The following is a 19,734-nucleotide window of genomic DNA, read 5'->3' as shown; positions in this document are numbered from 1 at the left end:
CTCGAAGCCGCTGGCATTCTCGAGGTGGACTGTCGCCATCGTGCTGTCCTTAGAAGAAGACCATCACCGTGCCGCGCGACTGTGCGGCGGCGGCAGGCGCGATGCAACGCTGCGGTATTGCTTGCTCAGCTGGCTGCGAAGCGCTGGCTGATCCAAGCCTGCCACGCCTTCTCCGCCGATGCCGCCGCCTGGGGCGCCTGCTCGCCATAGAGAAAGCAGCGGATCGTCAGGTAGACCTTGCCGCCCATCGCAAACGACGCCAGATGCGCCAGGCCGGGCGCCGGCGCGTCCAGCCGCAGCAGCAGATCTTCGGGCCAGGCCGGCTCGCCGGCGCGCTCGACGACGCCCCGCAGCGGCGGCGCGCCGGGCACGGTGCGCCCCTGCTCGCCGACGGCGACACCAGCGAGCCCGAGCGGCCGCACGAGCGCATCCCATGCCGCCGCCTTCGGCTCCGGCGCCACCCCCATGACCTGGAACGAGGCGCAGCGCTGGCCGCTGAAATGCATCCGGTACAGCCGCAGGATGCGGAAGAAGGCCGCCCAGCCATGGGTGTGCCCTTCGAACTGGTCATCCCAGTCGTCGGTGCTGGCGAACCAGCTATGGACCACGCGCACGACGCAGGTGCCGCCGCCGCGCGCTTCCACGATCCATTCCGTCGCGACAGCCCCCGGCCCTTCTGTCGTCTGGGCGGAAAAGCGATGTGGCGGCTCCCAGGCCGTGATCGTGGCGACCGAGTCCATGCTGGAACCCGGCCCGAAATGGGAAACAGCCTTGCCGCCGACTTGGGTCTCGACCTCCGTCGGCACGAACCAGGACGAGATCCCCGGCCCGGTCGCGATGGCCCGCCAGACCGCCTCGGGTGTGCCGGGCACCTCGACTTCGGCCTGGACCGACCGGCGGCCCGAAGGCTCCTTCTTCACGGGCATGATGGCGCCTTTTCCGGGGCGGCTTTGGGTGTCGGGTGCGCCATCACCACCAGGCGATGCGGGCGCCCGCCCGGCGCCGACGCATCGTGGTAGCGCGCCACCAGGTCGGCGACGGCGCGGGTGAGATCGTATGTGAAGGCGGCGCGGTCGGCGGCGGACCGGAACCGGATCTCAGTATCGATCGCCAGGGTGGCGAGGCGCTTCTCGGCCTGCCGCGCCCGGCGCCACAGGTCGCCGACCTCGCGCACGACCCGCGCCCCCAGCGCGACGAGATAGCCCGCCGACAAGCGGTCCGTGCTGTGCCGGGGATCGACGGCCGCCGGCCCCATCGCCTCGGGCGACACGACATAGGCGGCGGCCGTGGCCACCAGCAGGCGCTCGGTGAGGCCGCCCCATTGCCGCTCCTCGGCGACATGCACCAGCTTGTGCGCCTCCAGCGCGCGCAGGTGATAGTTCACCTTCTGCCGCGCGATGCCGATGCGCGCCGCCAGCGCGGCGGCCGATGCCGGCACTGTCAGCTCCGCCAGCAGCCGGCTGCGGACCGGATCGAGGGCGGCCGCGGCGGCCGCGGGATCGGCGATGACGTCGACGTCGAGCATGCCGCCAGCCTACATTGACAATATTTCTTGTCAAGAGAGGCACCCCTCGCCCCGCGGAAGCGGGGAGAGGGAGAGGCCCGTCGCGAAGCGATGGGAGGGTGAGGGGTACGAGCGACCAGTCTCAATTTTCTTGCCACATGGCCTGATCGTTCCTACCCCTCACCTTCCCATGCCTTCGGCATGGGCCCCTTCCTCTCCCCGCTCGCGGGGAGAGGAGCCACGGCTGGGGCGCTTCAGTGCTGTCGCAGGCAGGTCTCGCGCCGGCGCCGGGCTTCGGTCAGCGGCAGGCCGGGGTCGGTCTCCTCCTGGCCTTCGTTCGCCGTGGCGATCAGCTCCCGGATATCGCGCACTGCCACGGCCAGCGTGCGCCCGGTCGTGCTGCCGGCCTGCAGCATCTCCTCCTCCGGCGCGGCGAGAATTTCCGCGCTCAGCGCATCGAGCAGACGCCGCAGCTCGTCATCCGGCCGCCAGTTCTTCACCGTAGGCTCCATGACAGTCCGCCGCGCAGCAGGGCGCGGCGCATGCGCTTGCGTGCCGAATCGTAGTCGCGCTCCGTCATGCCGTAGAGCCCGCAGATCTCGCGCGCGGTCATGCCCTCGCCCAGGCCGGTGATGATCTTCAGGGCCGCCGGATCGTCGGCGAACATCCGGTTGATCGCGGCCAGCGCCTGCGCGGCGGCCAACACCCGCTCGGGATCGGGCGCCGTCGCCGCGTCGCCCCAGGCGCCGGCGCCCGCCACGGGATCCTGGTGGACCATCCGCACCGACTCGCGCCGCGCCCGGCGCCAGTGCTCGTCGCACAGGCTGCGCATGACGCCCGACAGGAATGCCAGCAACGGCACGCCCTCTGGCCAGCGCCGTGATCCGTTCAAGGCGCGCATGACGGCCTCGTTCAGCACATCCGCCCAACCCACGCCGCCGGGCAGCCCGCGGCTCCACAGCCGGGCCAGCGCCTTCAGCCGCGCCAGGTCGGCATTCGACAGCGCACGCAAGGCACGGCCGACATCGCGCGGCGGTGCTTCCCTGACACCGGCGCCCCGGCGGTTGCGTTCCGTCGACCGTTCCATGCTGTTCCAGTATGCGCTCCGCATGGCCGGCCGCGGACAGGGCGGCAGAATTTTTTTCGCCGCGTCCGCGCCCTGCCCTGCCGGCCGCATCCTCAACGACAATCGGGCACGAGAGGCACGCCATGCATGACGACACGACAGCCCTGCGGCAATGGTATGCAGAAGGGCTGCTGCTCGCGACGCCGATACGGCACAACCTTGCGATCGTCGACGCCTTCGCGGCGGTGCCGCGCGAGCGCTTCCTGGGGCCGGGGCCATGGCAGATCATGTCGGACAAGCGCCCGGACGATCCGTTCACGACGCCGGACGACCAGCCGCATTGGCTTTATCACGACGTGCTCGTGGCCATCGACCCGGCCCGCCGGCTGAACAACGGCATGCCCAGCTTCTGGGCCCACAATTTCGACCATCTCGACCTGCGCCGCGGCGAGCGCGTGCTGCAGGTCGGCGCCGGCACCGGCTACTACAGCGCCGTGCTGGCCCAGATCGTCGGCCGCGAGGGCCATGTCGCGGCTGTCGAGCATGACCCCGGGCTGGCGGCACGCGCCGCGGACAACCTGGCGCCCTGGGACAACGTCGACGTCGTGGCCGGCGATGGCCGCGCCCACGACCCGGGCGACGTCGATGTGGTCGTGGTCTTTGCCGGCTCGACGCATCCGGCGCCGCTATGGCTCGACCGCCTCGCCGATGGCGGCCGCCTGCTGATGCCGCTGACCGGCGACGACGGCATCGGCTTCATGCTGCGCGCAACCCGTCGCGACACGGCGTTCGACGCCGCAGCGATCAGCGGCGTCGGCATCTTCCACTGCGTCGCCGGCCGCGATACCGCGGCAGCGTCACGCCTGCAGCGGGCGCTGACGCCGCGGCGGGCGCCGGCCGTGCCCTGGCAACGCCAGCCGATCCCGATCCAGGCCCTGCATCGCGGCGATCCCGCCCCCCAGGACACCGACCGGGTCTGGTACCACGCCCCCGGCTTCTGGCTCGAACGCCAACCGGCCCAGGGTATATCCTGACGGGCGCGCGACGTCGGGAGGCAGCCATGGCATGGCATGAGCAGGTAGCCGTCGTGACCGGCGGTGGACGCGGGATCGGCCGGGCCACGGCGCTGATGCTGGCCCGGCGTGGCGCTGCCGTCTGCGTGAACTACGCCGCCCGTGCCGATGCCGCCCAGGCGGTCGTCGATGACATCACCGCCGCCGGCGGCCGCGCGATGGCCGTGGGCGCGGATGTCGCCGACAGCGCCGCCGTCGGCGACATGATCGACCGCGTCATGGCGCAATGGGGGCCGGTGACGATCCTGGTCAACAATGCCGGCGTCAGCCGCCAGGCGACTCTGGACACCTACGATCCGGCGCTGCTCGAACGCATGCGGCGGGTGAACGCCGATGGCGTCATCCACACCACGCGCGCCGTGATGGCCGCCATGCGCGAGCGGCGCTACGGCCGGATCGTCAACCTCTCGTCCATCGCCGCGATCGGCACGTCGCTGCCGGGCAACGCCTTCTACGCCGCGAGCAAGGCCGAGGTCGTTGCCCTGACGCGGCGTTTCGCGCTCGAGCTGGGGCCGCACGGCATCACGGTGAATGCCGTGTCGCCCGGGTTCGTGCGCACCGACATGACCCAGGCCAATCGCGGCCAGGCGGACTGGGCGCGCGTGGAGAGCCAGCTGGCCGAGCGGGCGATGATGGGCCGGATCGGCGAGCCGGAGGATATCGCCCACGCCGTGACGTTCCTGTCGGCGCCGGAGTCGGGCTGGATCACGGCCCAGGTGCTGGTCGTCGACGGCGGGCGCATGGACTATATCGGGCACGGTTAGCACCCGCTGTCACTGGCAGCGCACTACCGTCATCCCGAGCGCAGCGAGGGATCTCCTGCGAATGGCGCACGGTGCGTCTTCCCGCGGGAGATCCCTCGCTGCGCTCGGGATGACGGAAAGCGTGTGACTCACCTATCAGAGCTGTGGGCACCACGCGATCTACGGCGCGGCCTCAGCCTCCGCCAGGACCTGGCGGGCGGCGGCAAGCGCGCGGCGGGCGCGCTCCAGCGGATCCATCCGGCGCGCCACCGGGATCTCCAGGCTCACCGGGATATCCGGCGGCAAGGCGCGCAGCAGGCCCCGCAGATCAAGCCCGCCGTCGCCCGGGAACAGCCGGTCGCCGCGCGCCTGGCGGATCAGCTCGGCGCGGTCGGTCGGACACGCCGCCGGCGCATCGCATAGCTGCATGTAGCGCAGCCATCGCCGCGGCAGGTCCGCCACCTCCTCGAGGCTGTTGTCGGCGCGGAAGAAGTGGATCGCATCGATGAGCACGCCGCCGCCCGTCGCGGCGCCCACGATGCGCTGCGCCGCCGCCACGGTGGCGACATCGGTCCATGGCATCGGCTCCAGGCAGGCATTCAGGCCGAAGGCGCGCGCCGCCGCATCGAGCTGCACGAAGCTGTCGGCAAGCCGCGCCGGATCCGGGTCGTTGCCGGCCACCAGCATATGCTGTGCCCCCAGCCGGGCCGCGGTCGCCATGGCCGGCTCGAAATCGGCAATGCGCACGTCAGGCGTCAATCGGAAGATCTCGACGTCCAGCACCTTGACGCCGGTGTCCGACAGGCGCTGCGCGAGCTCGCGCACCATCGGCGTGTCGCCGACCACCGGATGGCGCACCTCCTGCGGCGTGGCCGGGATCAGGCGCAAGCCGACATGGCTGTAGCCGGCAGCGGCCGCGGCCTCGACCTGCGCCGGTGGCGCCAGGTCCAGCACGGTGAGCGCCGCAAGTCCGATCGGCCTGTCCATCATCAGCGATCCGCCTCAATTGTCGCGCGCCACACGGAAGCCGACCGTGAAATTGCGCACACCGATCGTATAGGCGCCACGGGTCGCGGCGCGCGTGACCCAGGCATTGCTGAACCACGATCCGCCGCGGGTGACGCGCCGCGAGCAGTCACCGCCCTCCTCCCATGACTCGCCACCCGCCGGCGCACGCTCGTAGCCCGTGTGCCAGCAGTCGGATACCCACTGCCGCACATTGCCCAGCATGTCGTTGAAGCCCCAGGGATTGGACGGGAACGCATCGACCGGCGACGAATAGACGTGCCCATCGGCACAGGGAAAGACGTGGTGGCTCTTCGGCATATCCAGGGCGCTGACGATCGTCAGGTCATGGACGTTGGCGTAGCCGCAGGCCTCGCCGCGGCCATCCCCCCAGAAGCGCGCCGTCGTGGTGCCGGCGCGGGCTGCGTACTCCCATTCTGCCTCGGTGGGCAGCCGGTAGGACTTGCCGGTCATGCGCCTGAGCCACGCCACGTAGGCCCGCGCATCCTCTGACGAGACACAGACAACCGGATGGCGGTCGGTCTGCGTGTAGCCGGGATTGCGCCAGCTCCGGCCCGCCGTGTCCTGCCACCTGTCGCCGCCGACATTGACCGAGCACGATGTTCCGGTCTGATGGCCGGTCGCGGCCACGAAGGCAGCAAACTCGCCGCGCGTCACGGGGTATTTGCCGAGCGCGAACGGCGCGCCGATCGTGACCTGGTGGTGGGGCATGGCGACCTCACGCGCGTTCGGCGGCGTGCCCTCGCGCGCCTCCTCCGCCGCCGTTGTGCCCATCATGAACGTGCCGGCCGGCACCATGACGACTTCCGGACAACGCTCGCAGTCGCGGAACGCCTCGCCGCGCGGTCGGGCCGCGTCGCGGGCCTTCTCCGCCGCCACCTTGCGCGCCACCTCATCCTCGGCGGCCTTGCGCGCCCTGGCCTCCTGGTCGGCCTGCTCGCGCGCCGCCGCCTCGGCCTTCGCCTTTTCGCGCGCCGCGGCTTCCGCCCGGGCCTTGTCGGCTGCCGCCTTGCGGGCGGCCGCGGCCGCGGCTTCCTTCGCCTTGGCATCGGCCTCGGCCTTCGCCTTGGCGGCCGCTTCGTCCTTCTCGCGCTGCAGGGTGCGGGCGCGCTCCTCGACCACCACCCAGGCGCCGGCGCCGCCGGCGACGCACAGCACCACCGCGGCCACCGCCGGCCACAGCCAGCGCCGCCGTCGCGGCAGCGGCGTGGCCATGAGGCGCGTCTCGGCGCCCTCGCGCTGGGCGCGCGAGGATGTCGCGATGCCGGCGAAGAACGGGCGCCACTGGGGGATCGATTGCGGGCGGTCGCCGCCTTTCAACGCCAGGCCGGCATCGATCGCGGCCAGCAGGCTGGGCGCATAGTGTCCACGGCCGATCTCGGCGGCGGGCACCAGCTTATCGTCCATCAGGCGATCGAGCGCGCTGGGCGGCGGCGTGCCGGCGATGCAGTGATAGAGCGTGCCGGCCAGGGCGTAGATGTCGGTCCATGGTCCCTGCGGGGCCGCGGTCATCTGCTCGACGGCGGCATAGCCGGGTGTGAAGACCGCGGTCATCGCGTGGGTGCGCCCCTGCAGCGCCTCCCGCGCGGCGCCGAAATCGATCAGCGACGGCCCGCCATCGGCATCGACCAGGATGTTGGCCGGCTTGATGTCGCGATGCAGGAAGCCGGCGTGATGCACCTTCTCCAGCCCGTCGAGCAGCGGATACAGCAGGCGCTCGATTGCCGGCTGCGTCAGCCGATGCTCGCGTTGCAGCACCGTCTCCAGAGTCTGGCCCGGCACCAGCGCCATCACCATGTAGGCCGTGCCGTTGGCTTCGAGAAAGTCGTGCACGTTGACGATGCCGGGCGCATGCTCCAGCCGCGCCAGCGTCCTGGCCTCGGCCAGGAAGCGGTCACGGCCCCAGCGGAAATCCTCGGCCCGATGCGTCGAGTGCGGCTGCACCGTCATGTCGGGCAGGCGCGCCGCCATGCTGGTGGGCAGGTATTCCTTGATCGCGACCTCGCGGTCGAGCTGGGTGTCGACGGCGCGATAGGTGATCCCGAACCCGCCGACGCCGAGCACGGACAAGGTCCGGTACTTGCCGACCCGGCTGCCGGCGGGCAGCGCGATCGTGTTGCCATCGGCCGCCGTGTCATCGACTGCTTTGCTGTCGTCGACCAAGACGCTCCCCCCCTGGCCCCGCCGCGGCATGCACGGCGCCCTGCCTGCCGGCGCCCCCACGCCGGCATTCGGCGCCACGCCCGCAACGACGGACGCCACGCTCGACCGTTCCAGCCGCCCAATCCGGCAGGTCCTGAGTCTCCGCCCGCCGTCCGACGAAAGCAAGCGCAAGTCAGGACTGTCATCCCGAGCGGAGCGAGGGATGACAGTCCTGACTTGCGCTCAGGCTTGGCGCGGCTTGTCCAGGCCGATGGCGCGGGTCAGGTCGCTGACCGCGCGCAGGAAGCTGTCGGCCGGCGTCGTGTCCGGATCGATGAGACGGTGCAGGCGAAAGCCGTCCTCCAACGCCAAGAGCATGGCGCCGGCCCGGGCGGGATCGACGTCATGCCCGGCGGCGCGCATGGTGGTCGCGACGATCTCGGCGACCAGCGCCCGGCGGGCGCGCAGGCGCTTGGCCAGCTCCGGACGGCGCTGCTCGGCGCGGGCGGCGAACAGGACCAGCTCCATATGCAGCAGCGGCGCCCGCCCCAGCGGATCCTGGCGGCTGCGCTCCGACGCCCGCAGCGCCGCGACATAGGCCACCGGATCGCGGTGCCGCGCCAGCAGGTCGCGGTGATGCTCCAGGGACCGCTCCACATGGTCCTCGAGCATGGCGATGATGAGCGCGTCCTTGCTCTCGAAGTTCGAATAGAACGCGCCGCGCGTGAAGCCGGCGGCGGCGGCGATGGCATCGATGCTGGCGGCCCCGATGCCGCGTGCCGCGAAGACTTCGGCGGCCGCCTCGAAAAGCCGCTGTCGCGTCTCGTCACGGGTGGGGCGGATTCGAACTCTGGACATGACGCGCCGGGCATAGCACGAACCGGTGCCGCGCCGCAGCGGGTTGAACGGCCGGTCTGGCGGATAAGGGACGTCGGATCTTATTCGGATAAATGTATATTTTCACATCATACTCTATGACGTATATTGACGATTTATCCGCTGTTGCGTATATCCTGTCGAACCTGCTCAAGGCATGCATGACCCAGATCGCGCGAACACCCAAGCAGATCGGCGACGTGCTGCGCCGCCAGCGCCGTCGCCTCGGCATCAGCCAGACGCAGCTCGGCGAGAAGACCGGGCTGCGGCAAGCCACGGTCTCGACGCTCGAAGCAGGCCAGCCTGGAACGGCGTTGCGCACCTTGTGCGACGTGATGGCCGCGCTCGACCTCGAGCTCGTCGTGCGTCCTCGCTCCAAGGCTGCTCCTGACCGGATCGAAGACATCTTCTGATGCCCCGTCAACGGCAGCATGTGCCGCTCAACATCTTCCTCAACAGCCGCCATGTCGGCCGGCTGGAGCGAGGCGCCAGCGGTAGCATCGCTTTCCGCTACGACCAGTCGTGGCTCGATTGGGAACACGCGCTTCCCGTATCCCTCTCCCTGCCCCTTCGGGAAGAGCGCTATTCGGGGGCGCCGGTGTTTGCGGTTTTCGACAACCTGCTGCCGGACAGCGACGCGATCCGCCGCCGCATCGCCGAACGCGTCGGTGCCGGTGGCGTCGACACCTATCATCTGCTGGCGGCCGTTGGCCGGGACTGCGTCGGCGCGCTGCAATTCCTGCCCGATGGCAGCGAGCCGGGCCCGGCCGGCGCGCTGCGCGCCAAGCGCCTCGGCGACGGCGACATCGCCCGTCTGATCGCCAATCTCCAGCCGGCGCCGCTCGGACTGGAGAGGGATGACGAGTTCCGCATCTCAATCGCCGGCGTCCAGGAGAAGACGGCACTGCTGTTCTGGAAAGATCACTGGCACAAGCCGCTGGGGACGACCGCGACGACCCACATCCTGAAGCCGTCGATCGGGCGGCTGCCCAACGGGATCGATATGTCCCACAGCGTCGAGAACGAGTTCCTCTGCCTCAAGCTGGCCGCGGCGATGGGCCTGTCCAGCGCCGGCGTCGAGATGCGGGAGTTCGACGGCAGGCGTGTGCTGGTTGTCGAGCGCTTCGACCGCCTGTGGACGCGCGACAAGCGCCTGCTGCGCCTGCCTCAGGAGGATTGCTGCCAGGCGCTCGCCGTTGCGCCATCGCTCAAGTACGAGTCCGAAGGCGGACCGGGGATCCGTGCCCTGCTCGACCTGCTGAAGGGCAGCGACGAGCCGGCAGAGGATCGCGGCACGTTCCTGCGCGCGGTCATCATCTTCTGGCTGCTGGGCGCCACCGATGGTCATGCCAAGAACTTCAGCCTTCGTCTTTCGCCCGGCGGCGGCTTTCGCCTGACGCCGCTCTATGACGTGATCTCGGCGCAGCCCAGCGTCGATGCAGGCCACGTGCGACGCAACAGAATGAAGCTTGCCATGGCGATCGGCGACCGGCGCCATTACACGGTCGACACCATCGTGCCGCGGCACTTCCTGCAGACCGCCATCCGCTCGGGCGTCGGCGCTTCCGTCGTGCAGCCGATACTCGATGATCTTCGGGAGAAGGCGCCCGCCGCCATCGCAGCCGTGATCGCCGCGCTGCCAGGCAGCTTTCCCGAGCAGGTGGCGGCATCCATCGTCGCCGGCTTCGAAAAACGCCTGAACCTGATCGACAGAAGATGAACGTTCGCTGGGGTGGACCTCTCCCAATGTCCGCCTCATACTGGGTCCGGACGATCAGGGCTTGCGCATGAGTGCTTCGCCGCCTCGCCTCCTCTCGGGTCCCGACCTGCGCGCGCTTTCCGGGCGCTCCGACGCGCGTGGCGCGGCGCGGATCAGCCTGCATGTCGCGCTGATGGCAAGCGCCGGCTGGCTGGTGGCTGTAGCGCCGGGCTGGACGATCCTGCCAGCGATGCTGCTGCTGGGCGTCGTGCAGGTATCGCTGTTCGCGCCCCTGCACGAGACAATGCATCTGACGGCTTTCGCCAGCCGTCGCACCAACAGCGTGGTAGGTTGGCTGGTCGGCTGCCCGTCGCTGCTCAACTGGCATTTCTACGGCGCCTTCCATCTGGCGCATCATCGCTTCACGCAGGACCCGGTGCGCGATCCCGAGCTGACGCCGCCCCCGCCAGCCGGGCTGGCCAGCTACCTGGCGCGCATCGCGGCGCTGAACTACTGGCGGGCGCGCCTGAAGCTGATCGCCGACGCCTGGCGCGGCGATCTTTCAGCCTATCCCTTCATCGCGCCGCATGCCCGCGCACGCATTGCCTCGAGCACGCGCTGGATGACCGTCTTCGTCGCCGCGCTGGCGTCGGGCTCGGCCGTGCTGCTCGGCTGGTGGGTGCCGCTTGCCTTCTGGATCGGCCCGCAGCTGCTGGCCCAGCCGCTGTTGCGCCTCTACCTGCTGACCGAGCACACCGGGTGCAGCGAGGATGCCGACGGCCTCGCCAACACGCGCACCACGCTCACCAATCCGCTGGTGCGGCTGCTGATGTGGAACATGGGCTTCCACGCCGAGCACCATCTCTATCCGTCCATCCCGTTCCACCGCCTGGCCGATGCGCACGCGGTCCTGCGCGATCGGCTGGGCGTGATCGAGCACGGCTATGCGCGCTGGCATTGGCGCTATCTGCGGAGCCTGCTGCGCCCGGCGTGAGGCAAGCCCTCGGCGGCTCGGGTCATGCTGCCAAGACGCCGCCGCGGATCACGTATTTGCGCGGCGGCCGGCGAGCGATGGCATCGCCCATGGCATCGGCCTCGACGACGATGAGATCGGCGCAATCGCCGATGTCCAGGCCGCGGGACGGCAGGCCCAGGGCCTGTGCCCCGCGGCGCGCGCACAGATCGTAGGCCAGGGCCAGGTCGGCATCGCTGCGATATCCCTGGCGCCAGGCCACCAGCATGGCGCGGTCGAGCATGTCGCCGCTGCCCAGCGGCGACCACGAATCGCGGATGTTGTCCGATCCTGCGAAGACGCTCACACCAGCCTCCAGGAGCGGCTTGACCGGCGGCATCGGCGCCGCCCCGGGCGCGCTCGTCAGGATGCTCACGCCGGCGCGCGCTAGCGCCCCGGCGGTGCGCTCGAAGTCGCTTCGGTCGGGCGTGCCGAGGCTGAAGGCGTGGCTGACGGTCACCCTGCCCGCAAGCCCCCCGGCGTGCGTGCGCGCCGCGATGTCGCGCAGCTGCGCGTTGCCGGCGGCATCGGCGTCGTGCAGGTGGATGTCGATGCCAGCGCCGCGGCGCTGGGCGATCGCGAACACGGCATCGAGCTGGCCTGCGGCATCGCCGTCGATGGATTGCGGGTCCAGGCCGCCGACCAGATCGGCGCCGGCCGCCACGGCGTCGTCCAGCAGCGCCGCCACGCCGGGCCGGCGCATCACCCCGCTTTGCGGAAACGCCACGATCTGCATGGTGACGGCGCCGGCATAGGCGTCGCGCAGGCGCAGCAGCATCTCGACATGCGCCAGGCCGATCTTCTCGTCGACATCGGCATGCGTGCGCAGCGCCGTCGTGCCGGCCGCCAGCAGGCGGCGCAGCAGGGCTTCCGCCCGCTCGGCGACCGCCGGACGTGCGTCACGCCGCAGGCGCCGCTCGCAGTCGATCCGTTCGCGCACCGATGCGCCGGCCTGATGCGGCACCCACGGCCCGCCATGGAATGTCTTGTCGAGATGCACATGGCCGTCGACCGGCGCCGGCAGCACCAGGGCGCCGGCAAGGTCGAGGCGCGTCCCATCGCCGACGGCGGCGGCAGCACCGGTCGCAGGCGAGCGCGCGGCGATGACGCCGTCCCGCACTGTCAGCGTCCAGCGTCCGCCATCGGCAAGCCGTGCGTTGAGAAGATGCAGCGTGCTCGTGCCTGCAGCCATGACGGACCTTTCGCGCCAACCGGGGCCGCCATGTTAGTACCGACTGCCGCCGAAAGGTGAGTCGCGGCTGTCGTCTCAGGACGGAAGCCACGACCGCGAGCACTCTCGTCATCCCGAGCGCAGCCGTCATCCCGGGCGCAGCGAGGGATCTCCTGCGGCAGGGCGCACAGTGCGCTATTCGCGGGAGATCCCTCGCTGCGCTCGGGATGACGGTGCTTCTCGGGATGACAGGTAGGGTTCAGGATGATGGCCGGGATTCAGGATGACGGTCGTGGCTCGGGACGCGTCCCCGGTCCCTGCGACCGCGCCGGCATGGCGACCGCCGATACCGCCAGCGTCAGCCGCACCAGGTCGACCTGCGAGGTCGTTTGCGTCTTGGTCATGGCACGCGCCAGCAGCGTGCGCACGGTGTTGTAGCTGGTGCCCGTCGCGGCGCCGATCTGCGGCAGCGGCACGCCGGAGGCCAGCATCGCGACCACCCGCGCCTCCGCCGGCGTGAGGTCGAGGAGCGCCTGGACCAGGCCGGCCTCCGGTCCCGGTACGCCGTCGGGGTCGTTGATGAACACGACCGCGACCGCGTGACCGGCGCGCAGGGCCTTGCGGTCGCCGCCCAGCGGGCAGACCATGACTTGGTACGGGCGCTGCCCCGAGCTGCGGTCGATGCGCAGATGACCCGCAACCTCGCCACCTGCCCGCAGGCACGTGGTCCTGCCTGCATGCTCGATGGCACGCCGCAGCTGGCTGTGCTGATCGGCGCGGGCGGCGTGGAGGCGCTGGTCGCGCTGGCCCAGGCCGTCGCCGTGCGCAATCAGGCGCTCGGCGACGGCGTTGGCATGCGTGATCAGTCCGTCCGCTGCCACCATCACCGCGCCGCATGGCAGCAGGTCGAGGGTGCCCTGCAGCGGGCGTGCGTGGGCCTCCGCCAGGTGCAGCGTCTGGCGCATTTCCAGTGCCCGGCGCAGATGCGGCAGCAACCGGTCGAGCCGGCGGACATCGGCATGCACGAAAGGCCTGGCCTCTTCCGGGCGGTGCGTGCCGAAGACCACGAGCTCGCCATGCGGCAGCGGCAGCTCCCCGCCCAGCAGGTGGAAGGCCTTCAGGTCGGGGCGCAGGAACTCGCTGTAGATGGCGCTGCGGCGCAGTGTGTCGTCGTCGACCAGGTCGGATCCGAGAACGGCGCGGTTGAAGATCTGTCGGCGCATCGCCTCGGCGGCGACGGGATCCTGCGCGAAGAAATGTTCCTGGTAGGCCCGGCGCTGCGCCGGGGTGAACCCTCGGCTGGCGACGAAGTCCGGCACGCTGCTGGTCGGCCTGTAGATCGCCAGCGTCAGGGTCACCGAATCGAACGACTGCGTGATCAGGTCCGCGACGTCCTGCCAGTCGACGCGGCCCAGCGCCGCGTCGTAGAGCCGGGTGATCAGCTCCATGTCCGTTGCGGGCTTCATGACGACAGCCCACCCATGCGCGCGCCCGGGACATTGGCGATCGAGCTCAGGACGCGGCGGGACAGCTCCAGCTGCGAGCTCGTCTGCGTGCGCGCCATGGCGCGGGCCAGCAGCGTGCGGACGGTGTTGTACGACAGCCCCGCCTGGCTCGCGAACGCGGGCAGCGTCACGCCATTGGCCAGGGCCAGCACCAGCCGGGCTTCGGCCGGGGTGAGGTCGAACAGCGCCATCAGCGCCGCGGGATCGGTGTCGGGCCGCGCCTGGGGGTCGGCGATGAACACCAGCACGGCTGGCTGGCCAGCCACGGCGATGTCGCTGTCCGTGCCCATCGGCGCGACCATGACGGCATAGGCCGGGTATCCCGACGGACGGCTGATCCGCAGATGGCCGCCGCTGGGCGGTGTCGTGCTGTCGGGGCCCAGGCCGGCTGCGCCCGCGATCAGCGCCTGCAGGCGCCGGTCGTCGTCAGCCTTGCCGGCGCGCAGACTGCCCCGCGCATGCGTGAGGCCGTCATCGGCGCGCAGGACCGCATCCGCCGCGGCGTTGGCATGGACCAGGGCGCCGGTCGGCGCCAGCAGGACGACGCCCAGCTTCAGCCGGTCGAGAACCGCAAGGGTGGCGCGCCCGGCTTGCGTCTCCCGCTTGAGCCGCTGGCGAACCTCCAGCGCCCGTCGCAGATGCGGCAGGATGCGACCCAGGCGCCGCACGTCGTCGGGCGTGTAGTCGGCCGCGTCGCGCGGCCGGTGGATGCCGAGAACGACCGAATGGCCGCTGTCCAGCGTCAGCAGCGCGCCCAGCAGATAGTGCATGTCCAGCTTGGGGCGCAGGTACTCGTTGTAGATCAGGCTGCGCTCCAGGACGCGGTAATCCACCGCCTCGGCACCGGTGACCGGCCGCTCGAACAGGCGTTTCTCGACGGCGCCCAGAGCCCACAGGTCGTGCCGGGCATAGTGCTCGCCGTACTGGCGCAGATCCTCGGCTGTCATGCCCAGGGTCGACACCAGGTCGACCGCCTGTCCCAGGGGATTGTGCACCGAGAGCATCAAAGTGTGGCCGTCCAGGAAGCGCACGAGCTGCGGGCCAGCCTCGCCCCATGCCCGGTGCCCCAGGGCGGCATCGTAGAGATCGGCGACAAGCTTGCGCTCGCCCACGGAGGGCATGGCCATCCTCCCCGACAGCCAAACCAGCGGCAGTGCCGCGGACGGCCTGACGCCAAGCCATCCTACTCCAGGCTACCTGCCACAAAGTGCGTTTTCGTCATCCAGTTGTATGACGACGTCCGGGCACGGCTGGCCGATACTATCGACGGCTTGGGGGGTAATCAGGCGACCGAGACGGCCGGAAAGCGAACCGGCCCGGCGGAGCCGCCGGGGAAACCATCCGGTCGCCGCCCCAGCAGCGCCACTTGAAGCCGGCCTCCGACAACGCCGCCTGTTGGGGAAGAACGATGCTGCCTGTCGTCGTGAGCAATGCCCCTCGCCGCTCGCCCATTCCCGCCTGTCGCACCGCCCGAGCATGGCTCGCCGCCGCACGCCGATGAGCGGGTCGCCCATGGTCGACCATCGCGACACCGACGCCATGCGGCAGCTGGTCGAGGCCGTCCGGCGCCTCATTCCACCCAGGACACCGTACAAGCCGGCCGGCGGGCGGGCGCCGGATACGCCCCCACCGGGCGAGCAGGACGCGCGGCAGGGAGACGATCCTGGGGCACCATCGGCACCTCCCCGGCGCGATGCGTGAGGACCGCGGCTCGGCCCACGACACCGAACGTGGACAGCACAATTAGACGGTACAGGCCGAGACTGTTTTGGCGCTTGCGCATGCAACGGTCCACGCCGACAGTCCTGGACATGTCGCAGCATCCACATCCCGCATCGCCCACGGGGCGGTCATGACCTGGCCCCAGCAGACCGGCCGCTTCGACCTGGGCGACATGACAATGCTGTCGGGCGCCACCCTGCCCGGCGCCTTCCTCAGCTACAAGACGCACGGCACGCTGGCGCCCCGCCGCGACAATGTCGTGCTCTACCCCACCAGCTATGGCGCGCAGCATCCCGACCTGGAATGGCTGATCGGGCCCGACGGCGTGCTGGACCCCGCACGCTGGTTCATCGTCCAGCCCGACATGTTCGGCAACGGCCTCTCCGCCAGCCCGTCCAACACGCCGGCCTATCCCGACCGCGTCACCACCTGGGACAACGTGCAGGCGCAGCGGCGCCTGCTGCGCGACCAGCTCGGCATCGAGCGGCTGGCCTGCGTCTACGGCTGGTCGATGGGCGCGCAGCAGGCCTATCACTGGGCGGCGATCTTCCCCGAAGCCGTCGAGCGCATCGTGGTGAACTGCGGCTCGGCGCGCACGGCCGTGCACAACCAGGTCTTCCTCGCCAGCCTGATGGCGACACTCGAGGCAGCGCCCGAGCATCTCGGCAATGGCCGCTTCGCGGCGCAGCCGGTGGCGGCGATGCGCGCCTTCGGCCGCATCTATGCCGGCTGGGCGCTGAGCCAGGATTTCTACCGCGCCGGCCTGCATCTCACGGCCCTGGGCGCGCCCGACCTCGACACCTTCCTGCGCACCGACTGGGAGGAGCGCTTCGCCCGCCGCCCGGCCGAGAACCACCATGCCCAGCTGCGCTGCTGGTCCGCCGGCGACATCAGCGCCAATCCGCTCTATGGCGGCGACCTCGCGGCGGCGCTACGCGCGATCCGTGCCCGTGTGCTGCTGATGCCGGGTTCCACCGACCTCTATTTCCGCGTCGCCGACAACGAAGCCGAGCTGCCGCACCTGCGGCAGGCCGAGCTCTGCCCCATCCCCAGCATCTGGGGTCATCGTGCCGGCAATCCCATCCAGAACCCGGAAGATGCGGCCTTCCTCAAGACACAGGTCCGGCGCTGGCTGGATTGAGCCCCCTACGCTTCGCAGGGGATTCGCATATGGGAGCACCGGCGCCATCTCCTCGCCCCGCTGCCGCCAGGGCATTCGCATATGTCCTACCGTCATCCCGAGCGTAGCGAGGGATCTCCTGCGGCAAGGCGCACGGTGCGCCATTCGCGGGAGATCCCTCGCTACGCTCGGGATGACAGCGAGGTCACACGCGAATGCCCTGCCGCTGCCGCGGGGAGAGGGGGGAACGGCAGCATATGCGATTGCCCTGCTACGCTTCGGCCAGGCACCTGACCGCCGCCGTCTGCGCCCCCAGCCCTTCGAGCTCGTCGACGGCATCGGCGCCGAGATAGATCTGCATGCGCTGCAGAACCAGGCGGGGCCGGATGCGCCGCGCCTCGGCCAGCGCGGCGCGGGCGTCGTCGAGGCGCCCGAGGCGGCGCAGCGCCAGCGCCTCGATCAATGCCGCGACGTAGAGGCTGCGGTCACGCCGCTGCGCCAGCCGCGCCTCCTCCAGCGCTTCGTCGAGACGGCCGGCATGCAGCAGGCAGCCGGCCAGCGCCGCGCCCCACATGCCCAGCCGCCGGTCGACGGGGCTGAGCCGCATGCCGTGCCGCAAGGCAACGATGCCGTCCGTCGTGCGTCCGGTGTAGTAGGTCAGGCACAGGCCGCGCACCATCCAGGCCTGGGCGTTGCTCGGGTCGATCTCCAGCGCCCGCTCGATCATATCGAATGCGGCGCGGTAGTCGCCGAGATCCGCCAGCGCGCAGCCTGCATATCCCAGGACCTCGGGATTGTCGGGGTCGAGGTCCAGCGCCAGCATCGTCGCGCGCCTGATATCGTCGCGCACGGCCTCGCTGTCGGGCAGCAGGCCGAACACCTGGGCCAGCGCCGCAACCAGGCCAGCATAGGCATGCGCCAGCCCGAAGCCGGGATCCAGCTCGATCGCCCGCTGCAGGTGGCTGCGCGTCTGCGCGATCGTCTCCTCGTTCCAGCCGCCGAGCGTGAGCGCGCCCACCGCCTGACGGAAGCAGGCCCAGGCATCGACGCTGTCGGAGCCCCGACGATGGATGTCAGCGAGCTCGGCGCGGGTCAGCTCCGGCTCCAGCGCCCGCACGACGGCACCCGCGACGTCGCCCTGCAAGCCGACCAGCGTCGTGCGCGCCACGTCGAACGGCGTGCTCCAGCGCTGCATGCCGCTGGCCGCGTCGGTCAGCTGCACCGCGATGCGCGCCCGGTCATCGACCGCGCGCAGGCTGCCGGTGACGATGTACCTGACGCCGAGCTCGCGGCCGACGGCGCGCAGGTCGACCAGGCGGCCGCGATAGACGCCGGCCGAGCGTGACGACACGACGAAGAACCCCGCGACCCGCGCCAGCCGCGCCGTCACATCCTCGACCAGCACGTCGGACAGCAGCCCCAGATGCGGATCGTCCGACAGGTTGTCGAACGGCAGCACCGCGATCGACGGCAGCGCCGGCATCATCGGCAGCGGCTCCTCCGACAGTGTCTCCGCGATCACCGCGGTCACGAAGCGGAAACCGCGGCGCGGCAGGGTGCGGATCATCGCCTGCGCCGCCCCGCTGTCGCCGATCGCGCGGCGAGCGGCGCTGACGCGGCTGTCGACGGTGGCGTCCGAGACGGACCGGCCATCCCAGATGACGGCGATCAGCTCGTCACGGCTGACGACGCGATCGCGGCTCTCGATCAGCAGCACCAGCAGGTCGAACACCTGTGGCTCGATCGCCAGCGCCTGCCCGGCGCGCTGCAGCACCCGCTGCCGGCGATCGAGCACGCAGTCACCGAATCGATAGATCATCACGCATCCTTCCCGCGTCCGGCGCGCTGCTCGCGGATTCGTGTCCGCCTCAAGGAAAAGACCAGCCACGCTGCAGCTCCCCTCCAAGCAAGACACCGCCTGCCCGGCATAGGGTCGCGCCCGTGCATGCCCCCTGAACACCTGCACGACTGGAGATCGTCCATGCTGGATGAAGCCAAGCTCAATCAATTCGTCGGCCAGATGCTGGGCGACCTCGGTGGCGCCTCGAGCGTGGCCCTGGTGCGCATCGGCGACGCGCTCGGGCTCTACCGGACGCTGCACGCGAAGGGCGCGATGACCTGCGCCGCTCTCGCGGCGCAAACCGGCGCGCACCCGCGTTACCTGCGCGAGTGGCTGTCGCACCAGGCGGCGTCGAACTACCTCGCTTACGATCCGGCCACCGAGACGTTCGCCCTGCCGCCCGAGCAGGCGATGGTGTTCGCCGTCGAGGACAGCCCGGTCTACCTGATGGGCGCCTTCGACCTGATGGCCGCCAGCCTGGACAACCAGGCGAAGGTGCAGGCCGCCTTCAAGACCGGCGGCGGCGTTGCCTGGGGCGACCAGGCCGGCTGCCTGTTCTGCGCCGTCGCCCGCTTCTTCCGGCCGGGCTACCACAATCATCTGGTGAGCCAGTGGCTGCCGGCGCTGGACGGCATGTCGGCCCGGCTGGAGCGCGGCGCCAAGGTGGCGGACGTGGGATGCGGCCATGGCTGGTCGACGGTGCTGATGGCCAAGGCGTTCCCGGCCACCGAGTTCGTCGGCTACGATTTCCACCCCGGGTCGATCGAGGACGCGCGTGCCCACGCCCGCGCCCATGGCGTGGCCAATGCCCGGTTCGAGGTCGCCACCGCGCAGGATTTCCCGGAAGCGGATTTCGATATGGTGACCTGCTTCGACTGCCTGCACGACATGGGCGACCCGGCCGGCGCCGCCGCCCATATCCGCCGGTCATTGAAGGATGACGGGACCTGGCTGGTGATCGAGCCGATGGCCGGCGACCGCCTGGAGCACAACCTCAACCCGGTCGGACGGCTCTACTACGCCGCCTCAACCATGATCTGCGTGCCCACGTCGCTGTCGCAGGAGGTCGGCGCAGCATTGGGTGCCCAGGCCGGCGAGGCGAAGCTGCGCGAGATCATCGGCAGCGGCGGCTTCAGCCGCATCCGTCGCGCCGCCGAGACGCCGTTCAGCATGGTCCTGGAAGCGCGGCCTTGAGGCGGCGCGGCGTCGCAAGCCGCGCCGCGATTCTCCTCCAC

Annotated in this window: 19 protein-coding genes; 8 read left to right on the top strand and 11 right to left on the bottom strand. The window is 70.6% G+C overall.

Annotation, left to right across the window (positions count from 1 at the left end; translation table 11 throughout):
• Positions 1 to 125 precede the first annotated feature (125 nt).
• From FHP25_RS04830 to FHP25_RS04815, 4 genes are all read right to left on the bottom strand, one after another.
• Positions 126 to 926, bottom strand: a complete 801-nt coding sequence (locus FHP25_RS04830; protein ID WP_147845772.1) for an SRPBCC family protein — start codon at positions 924 to 926, stop codon at positions 126 to 128.
• Entirely contained in the window at positions 917 to 1,525 is a 609-nt protein-coding gene (locus FHP25_RS04825) for a helix-turn-helix domain-containing protein (protein WP_147845771.1), read from the bottom strand. The genes FHP25_RS04830 and FHP25_RS04825 overlap by 10 nt, the downstream gene beginning before the upstream one ends.
• Before the next feature lie 233 nt (positions 1,526 to 1,758).
• Positions 1,759 to 2,004 (bottom strand): hypothetical protein, encoded by a 246-nt coding sequence (locus FHP25_RS04820; RefSeq protein ID WP_147845770.1) that lies wholly within the window; start codon positions 2,002 to 2,004, stop codon positions 1,759 to 1,761.
• Positions 2,001 to 2,591 (bottom strand): RNA polymerase sigma factor, encoded by a 591-nt coding sequence (locus FHP25_RS04815; RefSeq protein ID WP_218578181.1) that lies wholly within the window; start codon positions 2,589 to 2,591, stop codon positions 2,001 to 2,003. The genes FHP25_RS04820 and FHP25_RS04815 overlap by 4 nt, the downstream gene beginning before the upstream one ends.
• Positions 2,592 to 2,713: 122 nt before the next feature.
• Here FHP25_RS04815 and FHP25_RS04810 point away from each other — a divergent pair, with 122 nt between their 5' ends.
• Together FHP25_RS04810 and FHP25_RS04805 are read left to right on the top strand one after the other, a co-directional pair.
• On the top strand, positions 2,714 to 3,604 hold the full coding sequence (locus tag FHP25_RS04810) for a protein-L-isoaspartate O-methyltransferase family protein (RefSeq protein WP_147845769.1): 891 nt from the start codon (positions 2,714 to 2,716) through the stop codon (positions 3,602 to 3,604).
• 26 nt (positions 3,605 to 3,630) lie between these two features.
• A complete protein-coding gene (locus FHP25_RS04805; protein WP_147845768.1) occupies positions 3,631 to 4,407 on the top strand; it encodes an SDR family NAD(P)-dependent oxidoreductase in 777 nt (258 codons plus the stop codon).
• 159 nt (positions 4,408 to 4,566) lie between these two features.
• Here the strand turns inward: FHP25_RS04805 and FHP25_RS04800 are convergent, their stop codons facing one another.
• From FHP25_RS04800 to FHP25_RS04790, 3 genes are all read right to left on the bottom strand, one after another.
• Complete coding sequence (locus tag FHP25_RS04800) at positions 4,567 to 5,376, bottom strand: sugar phosphate isomerase/epimerase family protein (RefSeq protein WP_147845767.1); 810 nt, start codon at positions 5,374 to 5,376, stop codon at positions 4,567 to 4,569.
• A gap of 12 nt (positions 5,377 to 5,388) precedes the next feature.
• Positions 5,389 to 7,575: a bifunctional serine/threonine-protein kinase/formylglycine-generating enzyme family protein gene (locus FHP25_RS04795; RefSeq protein ID WP_178133298.1), complete on the bottom strand. Its 2,187-nt coding sequence runs from the start codon at positions 7,573 to 7,575 to the stop codon at positions 5,389 to 5,391.
• Between the two features lie 222 nt (positions 7,576 to 7,797).
• Positions 7,798 to 8,412 carry a TetR family transcriptional regulator gene (locus FHP25_RS04790; RefSeq protein WP_147845765.1) on the bottom strand — a complete coding sequence of 205 codons (615 nt, stop codon included), beginning with the start codon at positions 8,410 to 8,412 and terminating at the stop codon, positions 7,798 to 7,800.
• Positions 8,413 to 8,591: 179 nt separating this feature from the next.
• Between FHP25_RS04790 and FHP25_RS04785 the strand changes: the two genes are divergently transcribed.
• The 3 genes from FHP25_RS04785 (at position 8,592) to FHP25_RS04775 (ending at position 11,123) form a co-directional block, all read left to right on the top strand.
• Entirely contained in the window at positions 8,592 to 8,843 is a 252-nt protein-coding gene (locus tag FHP25_RS04785) for a helix-turn-helix domain-containing protein (RefSeq protein ID WP_147845924.1), read from the top strand.
• Entirely contained in the window at positions 8,843 to 10,150 is a 1,308-nt protein-coding gene (locus tag FHP25_RS04780; protein WP_147845764.1) for a type II toxin-antitoxin system HipA family toxin, read from the top strand. The genes FHP25_RS04785 and FHP25_RS04780 overlap by 1 nt, the downstream gene beginning before the upstream one ends.
• A gap of 67 nt (positions 10,151 to 10,217) precedes the next feature.
• Positions 10,218 to 11,123, top strand: a complete 906-nt coding sequence (locus FHP25_RS04775) for a fatty acid desaturase (RefSeq protein WP_147845763.1) — start codon at positions 10,218 to 10,220, stop codon at positions 11,121 to 11,123.
• Between the two features lie 22 nt (positions 11,124 to 11,145).
• Here the strand turns inward: FHP25_RS04775 and FHP25_RS04770 are convergent, their stop codons facing one another.
• The 3 genes from FHP25_RS04770 to FHP25_RS04760 form a co-directional block, all read right to left on the bottom strand.
• The gene (locus FHP25_RS04770; protein WP_147845762.1) at positions 11,146 to 12,333 is read right to left on the bottom strand and encodes an amidohydrolase; all 1,188 of its coding nucleotides are present in this window, start codon (positions 12,331 to 12,333) and stop codon (positions 11,146 to 11,148) included.
• 257 nt (positions 12,334 to 12,590) lie between these two features.
• On the bottom strand, positions 12,591 to 13,778 hold the full coding sequence (locus FHP25_RS04765; protein WP_147845761.1) for a helix-turn-helix transcriptional regulator: 1,188 nt from the start codon (positions 13,776 to 13,778) through the stop codon (positions 12,591 to 12,593).
• The gene (locus tag FHP25_RS04760; RefSeq protein ID WP_147845760.1) at positions 13,775 to 14,938 is read right to left on the bottom strand and encodes a helix-turn-helix transcriptional regulator; all 1,164 of its coding nucleotides are present in this window, start codon (positions 14,936 to 14,938) and stop codon (positions 13,775 to 13,777) included. The genes FHP25_RS04765 and FHP25_RS04760 overlap by 4 nt, the downstream gene beginning before the upstream one ends.
• Positions 14,939 to 15,329: 391 nt before the next feature.
• Between FHP25_RS04760 and FHP25_RS04755 the strand changes: the two genes are divergently transcribed.
• Entirely contained in the window at positions 15,330 to 15,518 is a 189-nt protein-coding gene (locus FHP25_RS04755; RefSeq protein ID WP_147845759.1) for a hypothetical protein, read from the top strand.
• Positions 15,519 to 15,669: 151 nt separating this feature from the next.
• Positions 15,670 to 16,680, top strand: a complete 1,011-nt coding sequence (locus FHP25_RS04750) for an alpha/beta fold hydrolase (RefSeq protein ID WP_147845758.1) — start codon at positions 15,670 to 15,672, stop codon at positions 16,678 to 16,680.
• Between the two features lie 250 nt (positions 16,681 to 16,930).
• Here the strand turns inward: FHP25_RS04750 and FHP25_RS04745 are convergent, their stop codons facing one another.
• Entirely contained in the window at positions 16,931 to 18,478 is a 1,548-nt protein-coding gene (locus FHP25_RS04745; protein WP_147845757.1) for a winged helix-turn-helix domain-containing tetratricopeptide repeat protein, read from the bottom strand.
• A 162-nt stretch (positions 18,479 to 18,640) separates the two neighbouring features.
• On the opposite strand from FHP25_RS04745, the gene FHP25_RS04740 reads away from it, so the two are divergent.
• Positions 18,641 to 19,693: a class I SAM-dependent methyltransferase gene (locus FHP25_RS04740; RefSeq protein ID WP_331461665.1), complete on the top strand. Its 1,053-nt coding sequence runs from the start codon at positions 18,641 to 18,643 to the stop codon at positions 19,691 to 19,693.
• Positions 19,694 to 19,734 lie beyond the last annotated feature (41 nt).

This window comes from Vineibacter terrae, from assembly GCF_008039615.1.
In the GTDB taxonomy this organism is placed as follows: domain Bacteria; phylum Pseudomonadota; class Alphaproteobacteria; order Reyranellales; family Reyranellaceae; genus Vineibacter; species Vineibacter terrae.
This window is presented reverse-complemented; position numbering and strand designations above follow the sequence as displayed.